Origin of the sequence: Komarekiella delphini-convector SJRDD-AB1, from assembly GCF_014831675.1 — a bacterium.
In the GTDB taxonomy this organism is placed as follows: Bacteria; Cyanobacteriota; Cyanobacteriia; order Cyanobacteriales; family Nostocaceae; genus Komarekiella.
Map to the genome: position 1 here is coordinate 1 of NZ_VJXY01000013.1, position 18,182 is coordinate 18,182.

Sequence of the window (18,182 nt, forward strand, 5' to 3'; positions counted from 1 at the left end):
CTATAAATTCTTGTAGTTCTGCGATCACGGCTTGTAGATGCTGACTTATCATTGTTCTCTGTTAGACAGATATCTTTCTCCGTATTATCTCGCAGTTTTTTTCAGAAATCAAATATGATTCCTATAGAGTAGTAAGTGCGTTAATAATCAAGTATTGTGTTTCACTCGGTTCCATTAATAGTTATCCTATAAATTGACTTTAGCAATTCTAAAGGAAAACGAAAGTATTTCCTAAGCCATAGCAAATAAACCTACAATAAAAGTAAGAGTTCACAAGTTAGCCCATTCGTCTCTATTCAGTGGCTATAAATATGTGGGCGTAAATTATAAAACTATATTTGGAAGTAATAATAGGTAGTTGTACGTTACACAAGTGTCTTGTTCTCTATTTATTTAGGTACATTAACAAGATAAAAAACTTAAGGAACAATTGTACATATTCCGCGTCATCAAAGTGCTTTTACCTGCGGAATATGCCTATAGATAAGTTCAAAAGCAGTCAGAAACAATCTCAGTGACTCATCGTCATTAAATACATCACTCGCACTCACGGAAAGCCTCTTATGACACACCTTATTCGCTGGAAATCTGGAACCGCTGCACTCATGACAATGGCAATTGCCACAAGTGCTATTACTCCGATGATTGCCTTTGCTCCTGCTAATGCACAATACAATATTGGGCAATCCAGAACAGTTACTATTCCTGCTAATGTATCTTTTCCTGTCACCTACGAAAAAGATAAAGTAGTTGTTACTCCTGGGGAAAGTTTATCCCTAACGCTGAAAATAGCAAATGATATTATTGATAGGAACAGAAATGTATTGATTCCCGCTGGAACTGAAGTTGTAGGACGGTTAGAACCTGTAAATTTGGACAGTTATTCAAGCGATAGAGATTACAACAGGGATAGGGATTATAACAACGATAACAATAGAAAAGGTGTAAGGTTTGTAGCCCAGGAATTAGTATTTTCTTCTGGTCAACGTCAGCAGATTAATGCAACTTCTAGGACATATACTAGAACTGAAAAAATTTCTAAGGGAGCCGATACAGGCAGTATATTAACTGATGCAGCTATTGGTGCTGGTGCTGCTAGCGTCATTTCTCTAATTACAGGCAACCGCAGAATTGAGGTATTGGAACCTATTATCGGTGGTGCGGCGGGTGCAGCAGCAAGTGTGCTGTTGCGGAAAAAAGAAGCAACTGTTTTTGTCCTCAGACCTGAACAAGATTTGAGGCTCACACTCAACTCTAACTTGAACTTAGTACCATATCGCTACTAAGCTTAACTCTTTTCAAGTTGTGAATTTAATTATCCCCAATTAGCGATCGCCACTTCAACTAGAGTGTGCGATCGCTTCATTTTTAGCTAAAATTTATTCTTTTTAAAGACTACTTAATAGTAAAAATTTTTATTGACTAGCAACTATTTTATTAATGTCTCGTCTTGTTAAATATAAAGTAATACCCTTTAACTAAAACAATTGGCACTACCAATAACCTCTGTATTAGAAGACGTTGCATTGCAACGTCTACAATTGTCCATTTAATTAGGATATACAATATTTTAATTTTAAAATTAACTACTGATAAACTTAACTTTCTAGGAACTTCATACTTTAATTAATGTCTATTTAATTAACAGAAGAACAATTAATTGTAGAGAAATAAGAAACTAATGTTTGCTTTAAAAAATTGGCAATCTGGAACATCTGCACTCATGGCTTTGAGCATTACAGCAGGTACTATAGCTCCTTTTATTACAGCTACACCATCTTTTGCTCAAACAACTTTTTATGACGTTTCATCTAACTATTGGGCAGCACAGTTTATTCAAGAATTATCTGGGCGAGGTGTAATTGCCGGATTTCCTGATGGTAGCTTCCGCCCAGAACAAGCGGTAACACGCGCTCAATTTGCCGCTATGGTCAACAAAGCCTTTCAAAAAGCACAGCAAAGACAGGGAATCAATTTTGCTGATGTGCCAAGCAACTATTGGGCATCTAGTGCAATTGGGCAAGCTTATACTATCGGTTTCTTGTCAGGTTATCCTGGCAATCTCTTCAGACCTAACGAGGCTATTCCCCGCCAGCAGGTCTTGGTTTCCCTCGCTAACGGTTTAGGATATACTCCTAGCGGTGATACCACAAGCACTCTGCAATACTTCAACGATGCCTCTAGCATCGCTGACTATGCCCGTCGCCCTATCGCTGCGGCGACTGAGAAGCAAATTGTGGTGAACTATCCTAATGTGAAGTTTTTGAATCCAACTACAACCGCCACACGGGCACAGGTAGCTGCTTTTATCTACCAAGCGTTGGTCAGTTCTAATCAAGCCTCAGCAATTAACTCGCCCTATATCGTAGCTACTCAGTCTACGACCCCAACCCCTGTAGCTGTGACCATTCCTCAAGGAACTGCTATTCCTGTGAAGTATGATCAGGCTGAAAAAATTCTTGTCACTAAAGATGAAACAGCGCCTTTAACACTTACAGTAAACCAAAATGTAGTTACTCAAGAAGGAAGTGTAATAATTCCTGCTGGTAGCCAAGTGATTGGTCAACTTAAACCAGTTCAGGGCGGCTCTCAATTCGTTGCTGAGAAACTAGTGTTGCCTACAGGCCAAGAGTATCAAATTAACGCTACTTCGGAAGTGATCACCAAAACCGAAACAGTCAAAAAAGGTACTAGTACAGGTGCAATTCTCAAGAATACTGTATTAGGTGCAGGAGCAGCAGCAGCGGTATCTGCTGTTACAGGCGATCGCGCGATCGCCACAGAAGAAGTTTTGGGTGGCGCTGGTATAGGTGCGTTGATTGGTCTGTTCTTTGGTAAAAATAGTGTTGATTTAATCGCAATTGATCCAGATACCGATCTACAAATGACGATCAATCAAAATTTGCTGGTTTCACTAAGATAGTCAAGAGTTAAGAACTATGCATTTTTAACTAATTTTTAACTTCAGGCAACCAAATAATAAATGTAGTTCCTGGTGCATTGGGTGAAGTAATTACTGAGTTGATTGCAGGGCTGAAAATTTCAATTTTGCCCTGCATTTGCTCTATTAATTGTTTAGCGATCGCTAACCCTAAACCCGTGCCAGGAATTTCTGTTTGCGCTTGTACACCCCGGTAATGTCGTTCTCCAAGATGCTCTAAATCTTCGGGTGGAATGCCAGGGCCGTTATCACTGATGACAATTCCTTGAAAATTAGCTTTTTTTTGTCCCGCTTGGATCAAAATTTTACCACCAGCGGGAGTGTATTTCAATGCATTATCAATGATATTGCTCAATACTTCTTGTAAAGCTTTAACATTGGCGCGTACTAGTGGCATCTGCTTAATTTCAGCTATTAGTTTGAGATTTCGCTCCTGCGCTATTGCTTTGGCTGATACTAATAATGGTTTTAATATATCTGCTAACGAGCAATCAGTTTCTTTGTCTCCCGTTCCTGGTAATAATAGCGCTGGTTTGGCATCTTTTTGGACAGTTGCTTCTACCAATACTTCATGTTCAGGGAGCGAGAGTGGTGCTAAATCTGCCTCTGTCAAGTCAATTACTTTATCGAATTGTTGCAGCAATTCTTCGAGGCGATCGCTCTCCCGCACTATACTATTTGCTACATCACGGTTAGCATCCGCTGGTCGTAATCGCTTTAATAGTAGTTTGCCAAAAGTTCGCAACGCTGTTAATGGGTTACGAAACTGGTGTAATAAGTTATCTAGCAAATCCCGCTGTTTTTCTTGAAGAATTTGTTGTTCATGCAACTGTTGTTGCAACCATGCTCGTCGCTGATCCAAAATGCAAGCGATCGCTAATGTTTGAGCTATCCGTTGAATTTCACTTTGCTCATGTTCATTCCATACGCGATCTTCTCTACCTGTCACCAATAATCCCATCATCACACCCTCATAAATTAGAGGTAAAACAATTTGCTTACCACCAAGCAAGTATTCCTCTCTTAAATGAGGTTGAGTAGTATCTTGTGTCTCATACTCCCGTGATGAGGTGGGATCTGAGCCCGCTAACAACAACCTTCCTTGATGATTGGGTAATACTAATATATTTCCTACTTTCAATTGTTTGCGTAGTATTGACTCAGCAGTATCCTCTCCTTGCCGCAGTGCTGCTGTCTCCGGGTAAACCATTACAGGAACTAGTTTTGCCTCACCTGAACTCGACTCTACCAATTCTTGTGTTAAGTACACAACACTCAAAGATGCTCCTAACCCTTGGGTGAGCAGTGATATTTGCTCTCGGCACAGAGCAAGAAAATCAGAACTGGCAGACATTAACATTTTTTAGCATTTGCTCAGAATTACAGACTTTGAGGGATGATAAAAAAGAACACTTAGTTTTCCCTCACTCATTTAATAAAGCTTAACTGAATATTTTTAGTGATGCTTTGTACCAGGGGATTATATCCTTAGCTACTTTTAATTTATATATCTTCAAAAGATATTATTTTTTCTTGTATCAAAAGGTTAATTACTATTGATATTTTGAACTAGAACTTATATAATGACGACGGATTTTGTAGCTATCACTACAATCTATAGCTTGAAAGAGGAGGACAATAGGTTGGCAAGGAGACGTAAAAGGAAAAGTCGTCGTCGCCAAGAAGGACGACGAATTCTGGAACATGTGCCTCAATATAGCATCGAAAGCGGCGAAGAAAAACCTGTGACAGCAGCGAGAAAATTCATTCAAGCTGAAGGTATTTTGCCACCGGCGTTGCTACTCGTAAAGCGAAACGAACACACCACAGACCGTTATTTCTGGGCAGAAAAGGGACTGTTTGGTGCTCAATACGTAGAAGAAAACCATTTCTTGTTTCCTAGCCTGAGGGTGTTAGAACCTTCATCTAGTCAAGAACCCCTTGCTTTGGCTAGTAGGTGAACCATAAATGGTCATCTGACAAATTTATAGTGTGGCTTCTGACAATCATTTAACTGGCAAACTTGCTCAGTTTATGCAAAAATTTCTTTTTTTTTAGTTTGTAACTGAATTTGCCAGTCAGGCTAGTCCAGGTATTTGGAGAATCAACTCGTCTTCAACCACACTAGGTTAATTGCATGAATTGATTATTACTAGTCAGATGATACAGAAGGGAGTGAGGATATCAAGCGCTAGTGAAGTTGCGTTTGCATCCAGGTAGATTGTTAAATACGCTCTTTCAACATTAAACTTTTCCCCACAACTTGCGTTGTGGGGAAAATTGATAAAGAAAGCACTAGTTGTTTACTTCTCTCTACTGTCCATTGCTCAAGGAGTAAGTCAGAAGTCTGCATATCAAAAGATAGAGGATAGTGAATAAAACCAGCAATTATTCACCAGCCTTTAACTGTAGGTTCCTCTGCAATTCAATGAGTTCATCTCGATGGGCAACTACAGTTATCTTACTTGGGGAGGGTTGTTCGCTCTGGGTTGCTTCTACCTTGAGAGACACCTTCTCAAGTCTTCCAGCTTTTTTCCAATAAAATATACCACTCAAAGGCGACAGTAGTACCATAGCCAGAGAAAGCTTACTGAGGCCAGGAAAAAGTAGCGACAGAACTAGTGATAGGCAAACAAAGCCAGTAGATGCCAGCACAGTCAAAAATATAGCTAAGAACCAGCTGGGTCTAACAAACCCTTCAAAAGTCACTTGGTTTTGTTCTCGGTCTACCGCTGCCACTCGGTAAGACCGCAAGCGAAAATACTCCTTTAATTGAGACATTAAAGTAGCTTCATCTTGCTGAGATACCAGTTGCACTGTTTGTGTACGGTCTTTGGTCGAAGCACGAATAAAGAAAAACAGTCCAACCGATAACAACAAGGTTAGCAGCAACGTAGATGGCAGAATAGCAGTATCCATAACTATTTGTTACTGTGCGACTGGAGGAGACTTATTCATTATCAATATATTCCTTAATTTGTCCTTCCGTTTATGTAATCTTGCCAAAGAAAAGCCAAATCCTGTGCTTGAACTTGCCATTCTGGAGAAACTTGGTACATCCGCCTAGGGCGTCCTCGCCCTTCGAGTTTCTTCCAATATCCAGTAATTGCCCTTTGGTCTTCAAGAAATTTGATCGCACTATAAAGCACGGTGTCCGAAAGTCTATATGTGGAATATTCAGTTTCTAGTCGCTGGATTAACTCGGTTCCGTAGGATTCACCTTGTAGCAAAACATACAGTATGTAACAAACTGCTAGTTCCTGACAGAGGTAAGTTGGCGGAGGATTCTCAAAGAATTGATATATATCCTCAAGTTTCATGGTTAGTGAATGGCTAAAAAAAATGCCTTAGGGTAAGGTCTACAAGGATTGTAGTCAGTATATAGTTTTACTACAAAATGAGTAAGTATATAATGCTACTTGGGCCAGATTTTCAAAATGTAAACAACACAATAATTACCCACACCTCTGTAAAGTTGTAGGAAAAATTTGCGAGTTTTAGAGGTGCAATATATTACACCCCTACCCAAGCTCGATACGGTGTTGTGAGGAGCGATTTAGACAATGGCGAAGCCAGAGTCTTAGTGTTAAGCGATGCCGAGCGGGTTAGAACTGCTTAAGCATAAGATGCTATCGAAGAAATTTTACAGGTAAAATGCCGTTTTGTCTGTAAAACTTAATAAACACTTTGTTTGACAGTGGTTTTCCCAATGTATATTCTAAAAAATCAAGCTAAACGAGATGTCTTGGTTATAACCGTTCTGCTAGTGAACACACTCAAGCGAACATTCAGTACTGAAAGACATAGTGCTGAGTTACTGAAATTCAGTTGACCCTCCGACCGGGAATCAAGCTACGTATAGTGTTCCGTTGGCGCAGCCTCTCGTAAAAAAGGAAAAGCGTTAACGGAGCCATCACTATGCAGGTTTTATAGCCCAACCATTCTTTTAGTACTTCTAACTTTCTGGGCTTGAGATCCTATTGTTTCATCTGGTAAGTGTGATAGTAAACTTATCAAGCGCCTAGTATCTTGGTGATCAGTTATGTCACAAATCCCCGATGCTCCATCGTCTTCCTCTACTCTCCGAGCAATTGCCCAAACTTTTCGCCTTATAGGTTGGATTAGCTTTTGGATTCAGTTAGTACTAGGCGTTGTTTCTGGCATAATTGTGCTGCTGTTCGCCATCTTTAGTCAAAGATCTGGCAGTCCTAGTAATAACCCTGGAACTGGTTTTGGTGTTTTTTTAGCAGTTTGTGGACTGATTGTTTTGGGTGGAGGTATTTATTTAGCTTATCGCTACACTAGAATCGGCAGGCAACTGCAATCCTCCAATCCCAGTAACCGACCTCGGAAAAGCGAGACTGTGCAAGTCTTACGCTTAGGATTATGGGTGAACTTGGCGGGAACGTTAGTAACTCTTTTAGGGGCGCAAGCGATCGTTGGTACGTTGGTAGCAAGGTCTATATCTCCCCAAGCCATAACTACCCAGTTTTTTGATCCCACCCGAATAATTAGTGGTCTAGATATGCTTGTAGTACAGGCCAACACTAATACTGTCTCAGCGCATTTTGCAGGTCTTGTAGGGTCACTTTGGCTACTCAATCGCATCAACCGAGCTTAACAGGATGAGTGGCAAAGTAAGAGTAATTTTGACTTATTACTTATAAATCAAAAAGGTTTATCCTGACTTTTCCGAAACAATCAATCCTAAGTGTGAAGACTTCTATGATAGTTCCTGAAGAAACATCCTTTTAATGGGTGATGCCACACTTGGCACAGGGACGAGATTAACCTTTATTGGAAGTCTTATATCGTGAAAAATCAAGAAGCATGGAAATTTGCTATACAGGTTTTCTTTAGTACCATTGTGCTTGGGCTGTGTGTTTTTCAGATTGGCTCAGCACGGGACAAGGAGAATCTTGCACTTTACTGGGGTGGGTTATCAAGTGTACTTGCATACTGGTTGCCTTCACCTGCTGGACAACTTAAAGATGACAAGGAACAAATGACTGTAAATCAAAAAACCTTTGCAGCTGTTAATGACAGTAATGGGAAAGGTCAGGGTCTTGCTCAAGTTACTAATACGACAGTCACCACAGAACCTCAAAACTGATTGATTTGGCGAATTATCTATTTTTGTAGCCTTGGTAATAATGCTAGGGCTAAATTTTTTTTTAGTAAACCAAGACTGATTGTTCTAACAAATTTTGTTTTTCTAGTCACAGGAAGGCAAAATTACTATATGCTGCTGATGTGTTGACAGGAAGATACTAGGCGAAAGACTGAGAAAAATCTGTGCTGGATATTAAGCAAATACGGGAAAATCCACAATTAATTCAGGAACGGTTGGATAGTCGCAGTGGTAAATATGACATTCAGCCCATATTACAGCTAGATCGACAACAACGGGAACTGGAAGTGACGCGTAGCCAGCTCCAAGCTCGTAGCAACGAAATCGGTAAAATAGTCGGACAAAAGATCAAATCTGGTATCGATTCTCAAGACTCAGAAATTCAGACTCTACGGGATGAAGGCAATTCCATCAGAACTCAATTGAGTGAACTGGAACCGCAGGAAAAAGACCTTAAAGCTGAAATTGCACAACTTTTGCTGGCACTTCCTAACTTACCAAGCGACTCCACACCCATTGGTAAGAGTGAAGAAGAGAATGTAGAAGTGCGTCGTTGGGGTGATGAGTACATTATCCAAAACCCGAATATTCTGCCTCACTGGGAAATTGGCGAAAAGCTAGGTATTCTCAATGTTGAGCGGGCTGTAAAAGTTGCTCAAAGTCGCTTTATAACCCTGATAGGCGCTGGTGCAGCGCTGGAGAGGGCATTAATTCAATTTATGCTCTCTGTCCAGACTCAAGCTGGGTATATAGAAGTCAGTCCGCCGTTGTTAGTTAATACTGCGTCTTTGACGGCGACTGGTCAGCTACCAAAGTTCGCTGAGGAAAGTTTTAAATGTGCTGACGATGACTTATGGTTGATTCCCACAGCGGAAGTACCCGTTACTAACCTCTACCGGGGTGAAATTCTCGCCGCTGAAGACTTGCCTATCTACCACTGTGCTTATACTCCCTGTTTTCGTCGTGAAGCTGGGAGTTATGGGCGTGATATGCGAGGATTAATCCGCCTGCATCAATTTAATAAAGTGGAACTGGTAAAATTTGTCCATCCCAGCACTTCTTTTGATGAATTGGAGAGATTGGTGGGGAATGCAGAAGCGATTTTGCAGGCGTTACAATTGCCTTATCGAGTAGTAAGTTTATGCAGTGGGGATTTGGGATTCTCCTCAACCAAAACCTATGATTTAGAAGTTTGGCTGCCATCTTCTGGTAAATACCGCGAAATTTCCAGCTGTTCTAATACTATAGACTTCCAGGCGCGACGGGCTGATATTCGCTTCAAAGAGGCGGGGAAAAAAGGTACGCAGTTTGTACATACCCTTAACGGTTCTGGTTTGGCGGTGGGACGGACAATGGCAGCAATTCTGGAGAATTATCAGCAACTAGATGGGACGGTACGGATACCAGAAGCGTTGCAACCTTACTTAGGACGTGAGGTATTGTAGTTCAGTTGTCATTTGTCCTTTACCAGTGACTAATGCCAATAGACGACGGAAATATCCCATTGAGAGAAGTCCTATCTTGTGACACATCTTAAAATGGAGATAAGTATATAGCTTAATATCTTCACTAATTTGCTCTATGTCAGTTTTAGCAGCGATCGCAGTCTTGGCTGTTTTGATCTTGGTTCACGAGTTGGGACATTTTGTTGCAGCACGTTCTCAAGGTATTTACGTTAACCGCTTTTCTTTAGGTTTTGGCCCAGTTCTTTGGAAGTATCAAGGATCGCAAACCGAATATGCTGTCCGTGCTTTTCCTTTGGGTGGTTTTGTGGGCTTTCCCGATGATGACCCCGATAGCGATATTCCACCCAATGACCCAAATCTGCTGCGTAACCGTCCAATTTTAGACCGGGCGATCGTTATCAGTGCCGGAGTGATCGCAAATTTAATATTTGCCTATATGTTACTGGTGGCCCAGGTTAGTTTCATTGGCATAGGGCAAGCCAGCCAAAACGGGGTATTGATCCAACAGCTCGCACCAGAGGTTAGTTCTGTAGCAGCTAAAGCAGGCATTCAGGCAGGAGACGTTATATTAGCAGCTAATCAAAGAGAATTTGGGAAATCGCTGCAAGAGATAGAAACTTTAAGGGACATCATTAAAACTAGTCCAGGTAAGCCCGTTCAACTAGAAGTTGCCCGTGGCGATCAAAAACTAGCTGTGAATGTGATTCCTGAAGCCAAATCCAATGGAGGTAGTATTGGTATCGGACTTGCTCCCAACGGGAAAGTTGTGCGTCGTCGCGTTACTAATCCAATAGCAGCTTTGAATTTTGGTGCTACAGAATTTCAGCGACTTGTGACAACAACTTTTAAAGGTTTTGGGCAACTAATTACCAACTTTGGCGAAACAGCTAGTCAAGTAGCTGGGCCTATTAAAATTGTGGAAATTGGTGCCAACATTGCCCAAAATGATACAGGTAGTTTGTTCTTCTTTGCCGCACTAATCAGCATTAACTTAGCGATTATTAACATTTTGCCACTACCGGCTTTGGATGGGGGACAACTCGCTTTTCTGCTGATTGAAGGTTTGCGCGGTAAGCCCTTGCCCAATCGCATTCAAGAAGGTGTCATGCAAACTGGTTTGGTGCTACTGTTAGGACTAGGAATTTTTCTGATAGTTAAAGAAACCACCCAATTAACTAGCCAGTTGGAATGGGTGCAAAAATTATTGCAATGAGCCTCTGGCAAAATTTATTTAACGCTATCAGGCTGAAGTCCTTTTCATTACCAGTATTTTTTTACCTCTGACTTCGTTGCTATAACGCTTGGAAATTAAGTTCCAAAGCTAAGAACAAAGTCTGTTGAAACTGAAATCTTACGCTCCTAGAAACAACCGCCTAGGAATTCATTCCTAGGCTAATAGCTAAAGTCTTCTAAAAAAGACTAAGTTAGGGTTAAGTCCACGCAAGCGTGGAGTTGGGCTATGAACCGCTGCAATTGATTGCAGGGCGTGTAAGGATGCTGATTGACATTGGTGCAAGTTATCAAAACGAACTCAGTTTGAAAGCATTTTAACTAAAAATCCAGTGAGCGTTACCCGTAAATTCTTGTCTAAAAAGCAACGGGCGCTAGAAATTTTAGCTCGTTTGAAACATTTTTATCCAGACGCTACTTGCTCTTTAAACTACTCAACGCCGGTGCAACTGCTGGTAGCAACAATTCTTTCGGCTCAGTGTACTGATGAACGAGTAAATAAAGTGACGCCAGCTTTATTTAGTCGGTTTCCCGATGCAGCTAGTTTGGCGATCGCGGATTTGGTAGAGTTAGAAAACTTGGTACGTTCGACAGGATTTTATCGCAATAAGGCCAAGAATATTCAAGCCGCTTGTCGGATGATTGTTACCGAGTTTGACTCTATCGTCCCCAATCAAATGAAGCAACTGTTGCAGCTTCCAGGTGTGGCACGCAAAACAGCAAATGTAGTTCTGGCTCATGCTTATGGCATTAATGCTGGGGTAACAGTAGATACTCACGTTAAGCGTCTGAGCGATCGCTTGGGTTTAACTGAGCATACAGACCCCGTTCGGATTGAGCAAGATTTAATGGAGTTATTGCCACAATCAGATTGGGAAAATTGGTCAATTAGGCTAATTTATCATGGTCGTGCTGTTTGTAAAGCCCGCTCTCCTGCCTGTGTTGCTTGTGAACTTGCCGATTTATGTCCTGCCGCTAATAAACCAGTGGTAATAGGGTAGAGAACACAAGTAGCCCTAGAATTGATGGGGAGACTGTAGAATAGAAAATGCTGTCTTTAAAGAAATTAGAAAATGTATGGCGAAAAAGAGCATGATTGAGCGCGAGAAAAAACGCGCCAAGTTGGTAGAAAAGTATGCTGACAAGCGGGAAGCTCTGCTGGATGATTTCAAAAGTGCAGAATCTCCGCTAGATAAGCTGGAAATCCACCGACAAATTCAACAGCTACCCCGGAACAGTGCGCCCACCCGCCGCCGTAACCGTTGCTGGGTAACTGGTCGTTCTAGAGGTGTTTACCGCGATTTTGGGCTATCTCGGAATGTCCTGCGGGAATGGGCACATGAAGGTCTTTTGCCTGGAGTGGTTAAGTCTAGCTGGTAGTCAGTAGAGACGCGATTAATCGCGTCTGTACAATAATCATTAGTCATTAGTCATTGGTAAAGAACAAATGACTAAGCGCAAAGTACTGAGCTAAAGCTTCCTTAGATTAGACGCCAGTGACGTTCCTGCGTCGCTACCGCTACGCTAATGCACAAGTCTCTTAACCCGCACAAGCAACTGGCTCAACTTTGTAAGAGAGGACAAATGACAAATGACAAACATTATTGACCACAACACTTATCAATTCCCAGACTTTCTAAGAGTAGGTCGCTAACGGCGTTGGCGATCGCAAACTCTCCATAGAAGCTATTGGAAAAATCATACGACTGCATCTCTGTGACAATGGCAATTACCAGAGAACCTAGGTCGTTTTCTCCTTCCATCCGTTGACGCACGAAAATCTGTGCTGCACGTTGGGCGATATTTTGATTGACTGCTTCGGGGATAAATTCTGTATCTAGCCACCGCAATAAACTCTCTTGCAACCATTGACCTTCGAGTTGGGGATTTTCGGGCGGTGGTAGAGTGATGGGTGGGATTGGTTGAGTCATCTTTTTTATTTTAAACGCTGAGGTAAACGCTGAGGAACGCTGAGGATGGTTGTTAACATCAAATTGCGTTTCTCCGATATTTTTATATATTTATGCAATATGATATCGCCGCCATTGTTCAAGGTTATGCTCAAGGTTATTTTCTCATGGCTGATGAGCGCGATCGCCTGAGTTGGTACGGAAGTCGCGATCGGACTTTCATCCCTTTAGATGAACGATTTCGTTACCCTAAGTCTTTGCAACGTGTCCTTAATCAAGAGCGGTTTACTGTGGCGATTAATCGTGACTTTGAAGCTGTGGTAGTTGGGTGCGCTAACCGCGAAACAACTTGGATTTCACCAGAATTACAAGAGATTTACTGGTTACTTTACCAGACAGGATATGCTTATAGTTTTGAAACTTGGCAGGGTGACGAACTCGCTGGGGGAATTTTAGGGATTGTCATTGGCGGTGCTTTCATTGGCGAATCGATGTTCTACCGTATTCCTGAAGGGTCAAAGGTAGCGATGGTAAAGTTAGTGGAAAGATTGCGCCAGAGGCAATTTGTGTTTTTCGATGCCCAAATGATGAATCCTCACTTAGAAAGATTTGGTGCTTATCGCGTTGGGGATGAAGAATATCAAGCTTTACTTAAACAAGCGTTGCAACGCTGCTGTTCTCTAATTATTCCGTCAGGCTAAAGTCTGTGGCTACAGAAACTAAGCTTTCTTAGTTAGGTTAATCATTTTCTCTGTTGTGTAAGCAGAATTTTTCATTTGTGTTACACTGCCGCAATTATCATGTCAACCGTAGACGAAAGTAAGTATGCCTATCGATACTGCTGTTAATAACTTGCTCGCTATTCTTATTGAGCGATTGCAAGGTAGTGAAACGCTAGAAGTCGAAGTCAAATTAGCCCAAGGCGGTATACCTAAAAGTCTCTGGGAGACAGTCAGTGCATTTGCCAATACTAATGGTGGGTGGATTCTGTTGGGCGTCAAAGAGTCAAATAATATGCTTGAGATTGAAGGGCTTTTTAATCCGTCCAAAATGTTGGATGATTTCTACAACATGTTGCGTAATCCTCAAAAAATTAATTACCCAATTTGTAACGCACAGGATGCACGGATTGAAACTTTAGATGAGAAGGAAATACTTGTTATCCGTGTGCCAGAAGCACCACGCCAACAACGTCCTGTTTATATCAATGGCAACCCATATAACGGTACTTATGTGAGACGCCACACTGGCGATCATCACTGCACTAAGCCAGAAGTAGATCGGATGATGCGTGAAGCGTCAGATGTCGGTGCAGACTCCGCGATTTTGCCCGGATTTAACCTAGATGATATAGACCAAGATGCATTAACACGATATAGGCGATTAGATCAAACACTTCACCCTGGCGAACCGCGTAATACCTATGATGATCTCCGGTTTCTGACAGCAGTAGGCGGTTATGGTCGTGAGAGAGGAACTGGAAAAGAGGGCTTGACTGTCGCAGGATTGCTTTTACTAGGAACGGATGGGGCTATTCGGGAGTGGCGATCACGTCACCTTATCGACTATAGAGTGGTACTAACTGAAGATGATCCCGATAAGCGCTGGGATGATCGTGTTCCGTGGGAAGGACATTTGTTTGGTGCTTTTGAGAATATTTATCTTCGCCTAACAGCAGGTCTAGCTACAGCCTTTCAGTTGCAGGGAGCAACACGAATTGAGGAAAGCCCTGTCCATATTGTACTACGTGAGGCACTGGTAAACCTTCTTGTCCACGCTGATTATGCTGTACCAGAAGCATCACTTATTGTCCGCACACCTAGCGGGTTTTTGTTTCGGAACCCTGGAAGTTCTCGTATTGCTGAATTTGATCTTCTTCACGGTGATCGTTCTGATCCGCGTAACCCTGAATTAGTCCGCATGTTTCGTCTAATTGGATTAGCAGAAGAAGCGGGAACTGGCATCCCAAAAATTATCCGAGCATGGCGTGAATTAGGCTTAGAAATGCCCAAAATTGATGCAGGAACAGAGCGATACGAATTTACATTACAGCTTCGTCAGGCTCACTTGCTTTCTGTTGAAGATCGTCGTTGGCTAAAGAATTTGAGTTCTCAATGGAATGAAGCAGAGCAATTAGCCTTGGTTCATGCCAAACACCATAGCTATGTTGATAATGCAACATTAACTCGATTGACTGGACAGCACCCAGCTGACATATCTAAGGTACTAGTTGGTCTTCGTAATCGACAGTTCTTACAAATGGTTAGCGGAGGGCGTTACGCTTGTTACGAGTTAAGTTCACAGGTGATATCTGGAACTCGAATGCCTACAAATACTGTTACATTGCCCAGCAAACAAGAAACTATTCCAATAAATATTTGGAATGAACTGATGCAGCTAGGTACAGTTATCCGGGATCATCGTCGAGTGAATCGCCTAACATTAGAAACAGTCATAGTACAAATATGTACATTAGCTCCACTAGGAGTTAATGATATTGAAACTATTTTACAACGTAAAAAGCAATATCTTCTAAAAATAATTCGCGCCTTGATTGCGTCAGGTCGGATTAACTACTTCTATCCTCATCAACCTAATCACCCACGCCAGAAGTATATTGCAATAGAGATAGTTAATGAAAATGTTAGTTCACAGTAAACCTCTTTGAACTTCAATTTAAATTAAACGGCTATTTCAACTTACTTCCTAACGGAAATTACCAGCAATGTTGTTTAACAAGAAATCCACGTGAAGTAATTGAAATCGGTGAGGATATATTTTGAGGTTGCCTGTTGGGCGATCGCAGTTAAATTAGTTGATTATGCTTACACTCTTTCTTCAGTAACTAATGTCAGACTGACCCATTCGCCTTTGTCGTTGTAGCTGCGAATCATCCGCTGGCGCAGGTTTGGCTGGATTAACCAACCCACTTCCAAGAATAAGGGTTGACGTAATTGCACTTTGAGAGGAGAAGTTGCAGAAGCGCCATCAGGTAGCAGCAATACTTGTACTTGCTTTTGCGGATCTTGATCAAAGAGGATGATGGAGTCTTTGATGGTAGCAGTTGAGGTAATTGTCCGATCGCCAAAAGAGGTACTTTGAATTAATCGCCCAGCGTTATCAAGTTGTAATTGCAGAGTTGTAGAGTAAATATCAGGCGATCGCCAATCTGGATATATTGTTACTGCTTCGCCTTGCCATTCTCCCAACAAGTCGTCTACCTGCAAGGGTGGACGTTCTACTTTTTCTGTTCCAGCTAAATGTTCTCGAATTAGAGTTAGTGCATTTAGATGACCGTTTTTATCAAACAGTTGTACTAGACGCAAGCGGTGATTCTCATGAATCAAAGCCAGTTCTGCACCGAATTCCGAAAATGGGCCTAGCTGAATTAAACCTTCAGAAAATGCCCCATTTTCAAAAAACAAGATACTTCGCCCCAGAGAGCTATACTCTAAAACCAAATCATCTCGTCCCGAACGACACAGAGTTAAGCGTACTGTCTGGTTATTGTTCAAACCTTCTAGGGATAAGCGGCTAGGAACATCTTTCAAAAGTGTACCTTGGGGAGAAAAGTTAGTGAATGATCCTTCCCATATGCCGAGATTTTGCAGAAAACATTCCCATTGAGATTTCATAGTGATTTTATCCTTTGTCACTAGTCATTTGCAATGACCAATGATTAATGACTAACCCTTAGCAAAACGCCGGACAGCAAATAAGCTTCCCATTAATCCTACAGCTGCACCAAAGCTCAAGAGAATCAGGGGGAGTTGTAAAATTTGTGCTGGAGTGAGTTGTACCCCGTTGGTAATAACTTGGATAAACTCAGGTTGCTTGGCTAGCAACCTACCCAAGAATTGTTGAATAACAGAAATGAAACTCCAAGCGATCGCACCACCAACTAAGCCAAAAGCAATTCCTTGTAAAATAAATGGGAGATAAATCCAAACGGAAGTTGCTCCCACTAATTGCATAATTTCAATTTCCTGGCGTCGTGCCATGACGATCAAGCGTATTGTGGTGGTAGTAACTGCGATCGCAGTTAAAGTCAAAATGATCGTAATTGTCAAAGTAATCTTGTTTAGACCTTGGTGCAATTGGGCAATGCGTTTGACTGCTTCATCTATATATTGCACCGCATCAACTCCTGGCAACTTGGCCAAATTCGTCGCTAAAGTTGGTACAACTTGAGAATTACGGGCTTTCACTTTCATCTCGTCAACTAGAGGATTCTCCTCTAGCTGCTGGGTAGCACCTTCGATATCCGAAATGCCCATTTCTTTAACTAACTTAGCCCAAGCTTGCTCTTTAGGAATGGTTTGCATCGTGGCTACCTCTGACATTTTTGCTATCAGTGGTTCAATGATTTCGGCTCGCGTACCCGGTTCGAGATAAACTGATACTTCCAATTGACTACCGAACTGATTAAGGAGTTTTTCTACTTGCCAGGAGGTTTGCAAACTCAAACCGAATAAAAATAGTAATACCGTTACAGTACTAACAGCAGCCCAATTCATCCAACCGCCCCGCATTAAACCCAGGAAAGTTTCTTTGAGCAAGTAATCAAGTTTCGTAAGAGATTTAAACATAGATCACCTTAAAACTTAAAACTTAGCGCTTTAGCGTTAAGTTCTAAGTTTGCGTATTTGCGTGGAATAATACCACTATTTATACTCGACCAAAGTAGAGTTCGTGTATTTTTGCTCCAGGTAGAAGAATGTATTCCAGAACTTACGCACTCAGATCCCCCAACCCCCTTAAAAAGGGGGCTTTATAAATTCTCCCCTTTTGAAGGGGAGCCAGCGCGGTCTTCTCTACTTTGAGGCTGCGCCAAGGGGGTTTCCACGCCACTCCCCACAACGGATAGCGCAGCGTAAAGCCTTCTGTTCGTTCGCGTAGCGTGTCGTAGACAGAGGCTTCGCCTTAAGCGAAGCCATGCCGCAGGCTTTACGGCATGGCTTCTCTACTTTGAGGCTGCGCCAACGCTGAGAGCGAGTCTTGTCTGCGACACGCTGCGCGAACGAGCGTCGGCAACCTCCGCCTTGGGGTGGCTCCCCATGAGCGACTAGCGTGGGCTAGAGGGGATCTAGGTTTCAGCCTTCAGTGCGTAAGTCCTATCTATATTCTTGTTTCTGAGCAGTTTTAACTTGAAAATTCGATGCAAGTAGGTTCCATTGGGGTTCTGCTAAATCAGTCACTTAACCAAGGCTGTTCGCATTTGTTGATATAGAGTGCGTGCTTCTACTGCATTCATGAAAACTTAAATTTTTTACATTGACTTGCTGACAGTAAAGAAAGCGCAACGTGGACGATAAACTATAGCGGTTCTCGTTTGAGTGAGGTATCACGTACGAACGTCTGTGTTTCACTGCTATATTTGGGCTTTTATGGAAACCATATCAAACACTCCATTCCTTGTGGATAGAGTTTTTGAGCATCGGGAATGAGGTAGAGTTTGTCGCTCCTCTACGACTACCTAAAAGCTTAGTATATGGGGCAAGTCA

The 18,182-nt window shown here is 42.0% G+C and carries 17 protein-coding genes; 11 read left to right on the forward strand and 6 right to left on the reverse strand.

Annotated elements, in window-relative coordinates:
- Positions 1-563: 563 nt before the first annotated feature.
- Positions 564-1,286, forward strand: coding sequence for a conjugal transfer protein TrbI (locus tag FNW02_RS13500; protein WP_191758058.1), 723 nt, complete (start codon positions 564-566; stop codon positions 1,284-1,286).
- 395 nt (positions 1,287-1,681) lie between these two features.
- Positions 1,682-2,923: an S-layer homology domain-containing protein gene (locus tag FNW02_RS13505; RefSeq protein ID WP_191758059.1), complete on the forward strand. Its 1,242-nt coding sequence runs from the start codon at positions 1,682-1,684 to the stop codon at positions 2,921-2,923.
- A 28-nt stretch (positions 2,924-2,951) separates the two neighbouring features.
- On the opposite strand, the gene FNW02_RS13510 is transcribed toward FNW02_RS13505, so the two are convergent.
- The gene (locus FNW02_RS13510; protein ID WP_191758060.1) at positions 2,952-4,301 is read right to left on the reverse strand and encodes a GAF domain-containing sensor histidine kinase; all 1,350 of its coding nucleotides are present in this window, start codon (positions 4,299-4,301) and stop codon (positions 2,952-2,954) included.
- A gap of 283 nt (positions 4,302-4,584) precedes the next feature.
- Between FNW02_RS13510 and FNW02_RS13515 the strand changes: the two genes are divergently transcribed.
- Positions 4,585-4,902 carry a DUF3155 domain-containing protein gene (locus FNW02_RS13515; protein ID WP_191758061.1) on the forward strand — a complete coding sequence of 106 codons (318 nt, stop codon included), beginning with the start codon at positions 4,585-4,587 and terminating at the stop codon, positions 4,900-4,902.
- Between the two features lie 427 nt (positions 4,903-5,329).
- Here the strand turns inward: FNW02_RS13515 and FNW02_RS13520 are convergent, their stop codons facing one another.
- Together FNW02_RS13520 and FNW02_RS13525 are read right to left on the reverse strand one after the other, a co-directional pair.
- On the reverse strand, positions 5,330-5,860 hold the full coding sequence (locus tag FNW02_RS13520) for a cofactor assembly of complex C subunit B (RefSeq protein WP_191758062.1): 531 nt from the start codon (positions 5,858-5,860) through the stop codon (positions 5,330-5,332).
- A 53-nt stretch (positions 5,861-5,913) separates the two neighbouring features.
- Positions 5,914-6,261 carry a PadR family transcriptional regulator gene (locus tag FNW02_RS13525; RefSeq protein ID WP_162396718.1) on the reverse strand — a complete coding sequence of 116 codons (348 nt, stop codon included), beginning with the start codon at positions 6,259-6,261 and terminating at the stop codon, positions 5,914-5,916.
- A 722-nt stretch (positions 6,262-6,983) separates the two neighbouring features.
- Between FNW02_RS13525 and FNW02_RS13530 the strand changes: the two genes are divergently transcribed.
- The 6 genes from FNW02_RS13530 (at position 6,984) to rpsN (ending at position 12,148) form a co-directional block, all read left to right on the forward strand.
- Positions 6,984-7,562 (forward strand): DUF3611 family protein, encoded by a 579-nt coding sequence (locus FNW02_RS13530; protein ID WP_191758063.1) that lies wholly within the window; start codon positions 6,984-6,986, stop codon positions 7,560-7,562.
- A gap of 192 nt (positions 7,563-7,754) precedes the next feature.
- Positions 7,755-8,054: a hypothetical protein gene (locus FNW02_RS13535; RefSeq protein ID WP_191758064.1), complete on the forward strand. Its 300-nt coding sequence runs from the start codon at positions 7,755-7,757 to the stop codon at positions 8,052-8,054.
- A gap of 182 nt (positions 8,055-8,236) precedes the next feature.
- The gene (serS, locus tag FNW02_RS13540) at positions 8,237-9,517 is read left to right on the forward strand and encodes a serine--tRNA ligase (RefSeq protein WP_191758065.1); all 1,281 of its coding nucleotides are present in this window, start codon (positions 8,237-8,239) and stop codon (positions 9,515-9,517) included.
- 136 nt (positions 9,518-9,653) lie between these two features.
- A complete protein-coding gene (gene rseP, locus FNW02_RS13545; protein ID WP_191758066.1) occupies positions 9,654-10,751 on the forward strand; it encodes an RIP metalloprotease RseP in 1,098 nt (365 codons plus the stop codon).
- 349 nt (positions 10,752-11,100) lie between these two features.
- Positions 11,101-11,769 carry an endonuclease III gene (gene nth, locus FNW02_RS13550; RefSeq protein WP_191758067.1) on the forward strand — a complete coding sequence of 223 codons (669 nt, stop codon included), beginning with the start codon at positions 11,101-11,103 and terminating at the stop codon, positions 11,767-11,769.
- A 76-nt stretch (positions 11,770-11,845) separates the two neighbouring features.
- The gene (rpsN, locus tag FNW02_RS13555; protein WP_191758068.1) at positions 11,846-12,148 is read left to right on the forward strand and encodes a 30S ribosomal protein S14; all 303 of its coding nucleotides are present in this window, start codon (positions 11,846-11,848) and stop codon (positions 12,146-12,148) included.
- Positions 12,149-12,369: 221 nt separating this feature from the next.
- Here rpsN and FNW02_RS13560 read toward each other — a convergent pair whose 3' ends face one another.
- A complete protein-coding gene (locus FNW02_RS13560; RefSeq protein WP_191758069.1) occupies positions 12,370-12,699 on the reverse strand; it encodes a hypothetical protein in 330 nt (109 codons plus the stop codon).
- A gap of 92 nt (positions 12,700-12,791) precedes the next feature.
- On the opposite strand from FNW02_RS13560, the gene aat reads away from it, so the two are divergent.
- A complete protein-coding gene (gene aat, locus FNW02_RS13565) occupies positions 12,792-13,379 on the forward strand; it encodes a leucyl/phenylalanyl-tRNA--protein transferase (RefSeq protein ID WP_191758070.1) in 588 nt (195 codons plus the stop codon).
- A 124-nt stretch (positions 13,380-13,503) separates the two neighbouring features.
- The gene (locus FNW02_RS13570; protein ID WP_191758071.1) at positions 13,504-15,336 is read left to right on the forward strand and encodes an RNA-binding domain-containing protein; all 1,833 of its coding nucleotides are present in this window, start codon (positions 13,504-13,506) and stop codon (positions 15,334-15,336) included.
- Between the two features lie 167 nt (positions 15,337-15,503).
- On the opposite strand, the gene FNW02_RS13575 is transcribed toward FNW02_RS13570, so the two are convergent.
- Together FNW02_RS13575 and FNW02_RS13580 are read right to left on the reverse strand one after the other, a co-directional pair.
- On the reverse strand, positions 15,504-16,313 hold the full coding sequence (locus FNW02_RS13575) for a DUF3598 family protein (RefSeq protein ID WP_191758072.1): 810 nt from the start codon (positions 16,311-16,313) through the stop codon (positions 15,504-15,506).
- A 51-nt stretch (positions 16,314-16,364) separates the two neighbouring features.
- Positions 16,365-17,267, reverse strand: a complete 903-nt coding sequence (locus FNW02_RS13580) for a cell division protein FtsX (RefSeq protein ID WP_191758073.1) — start codon at positions 17,265-17,267, stop codon at positions 16,365-16,367.
- Between the last annotated feature and the right edge of the window lie 915 nt (positions 17,268-18,182).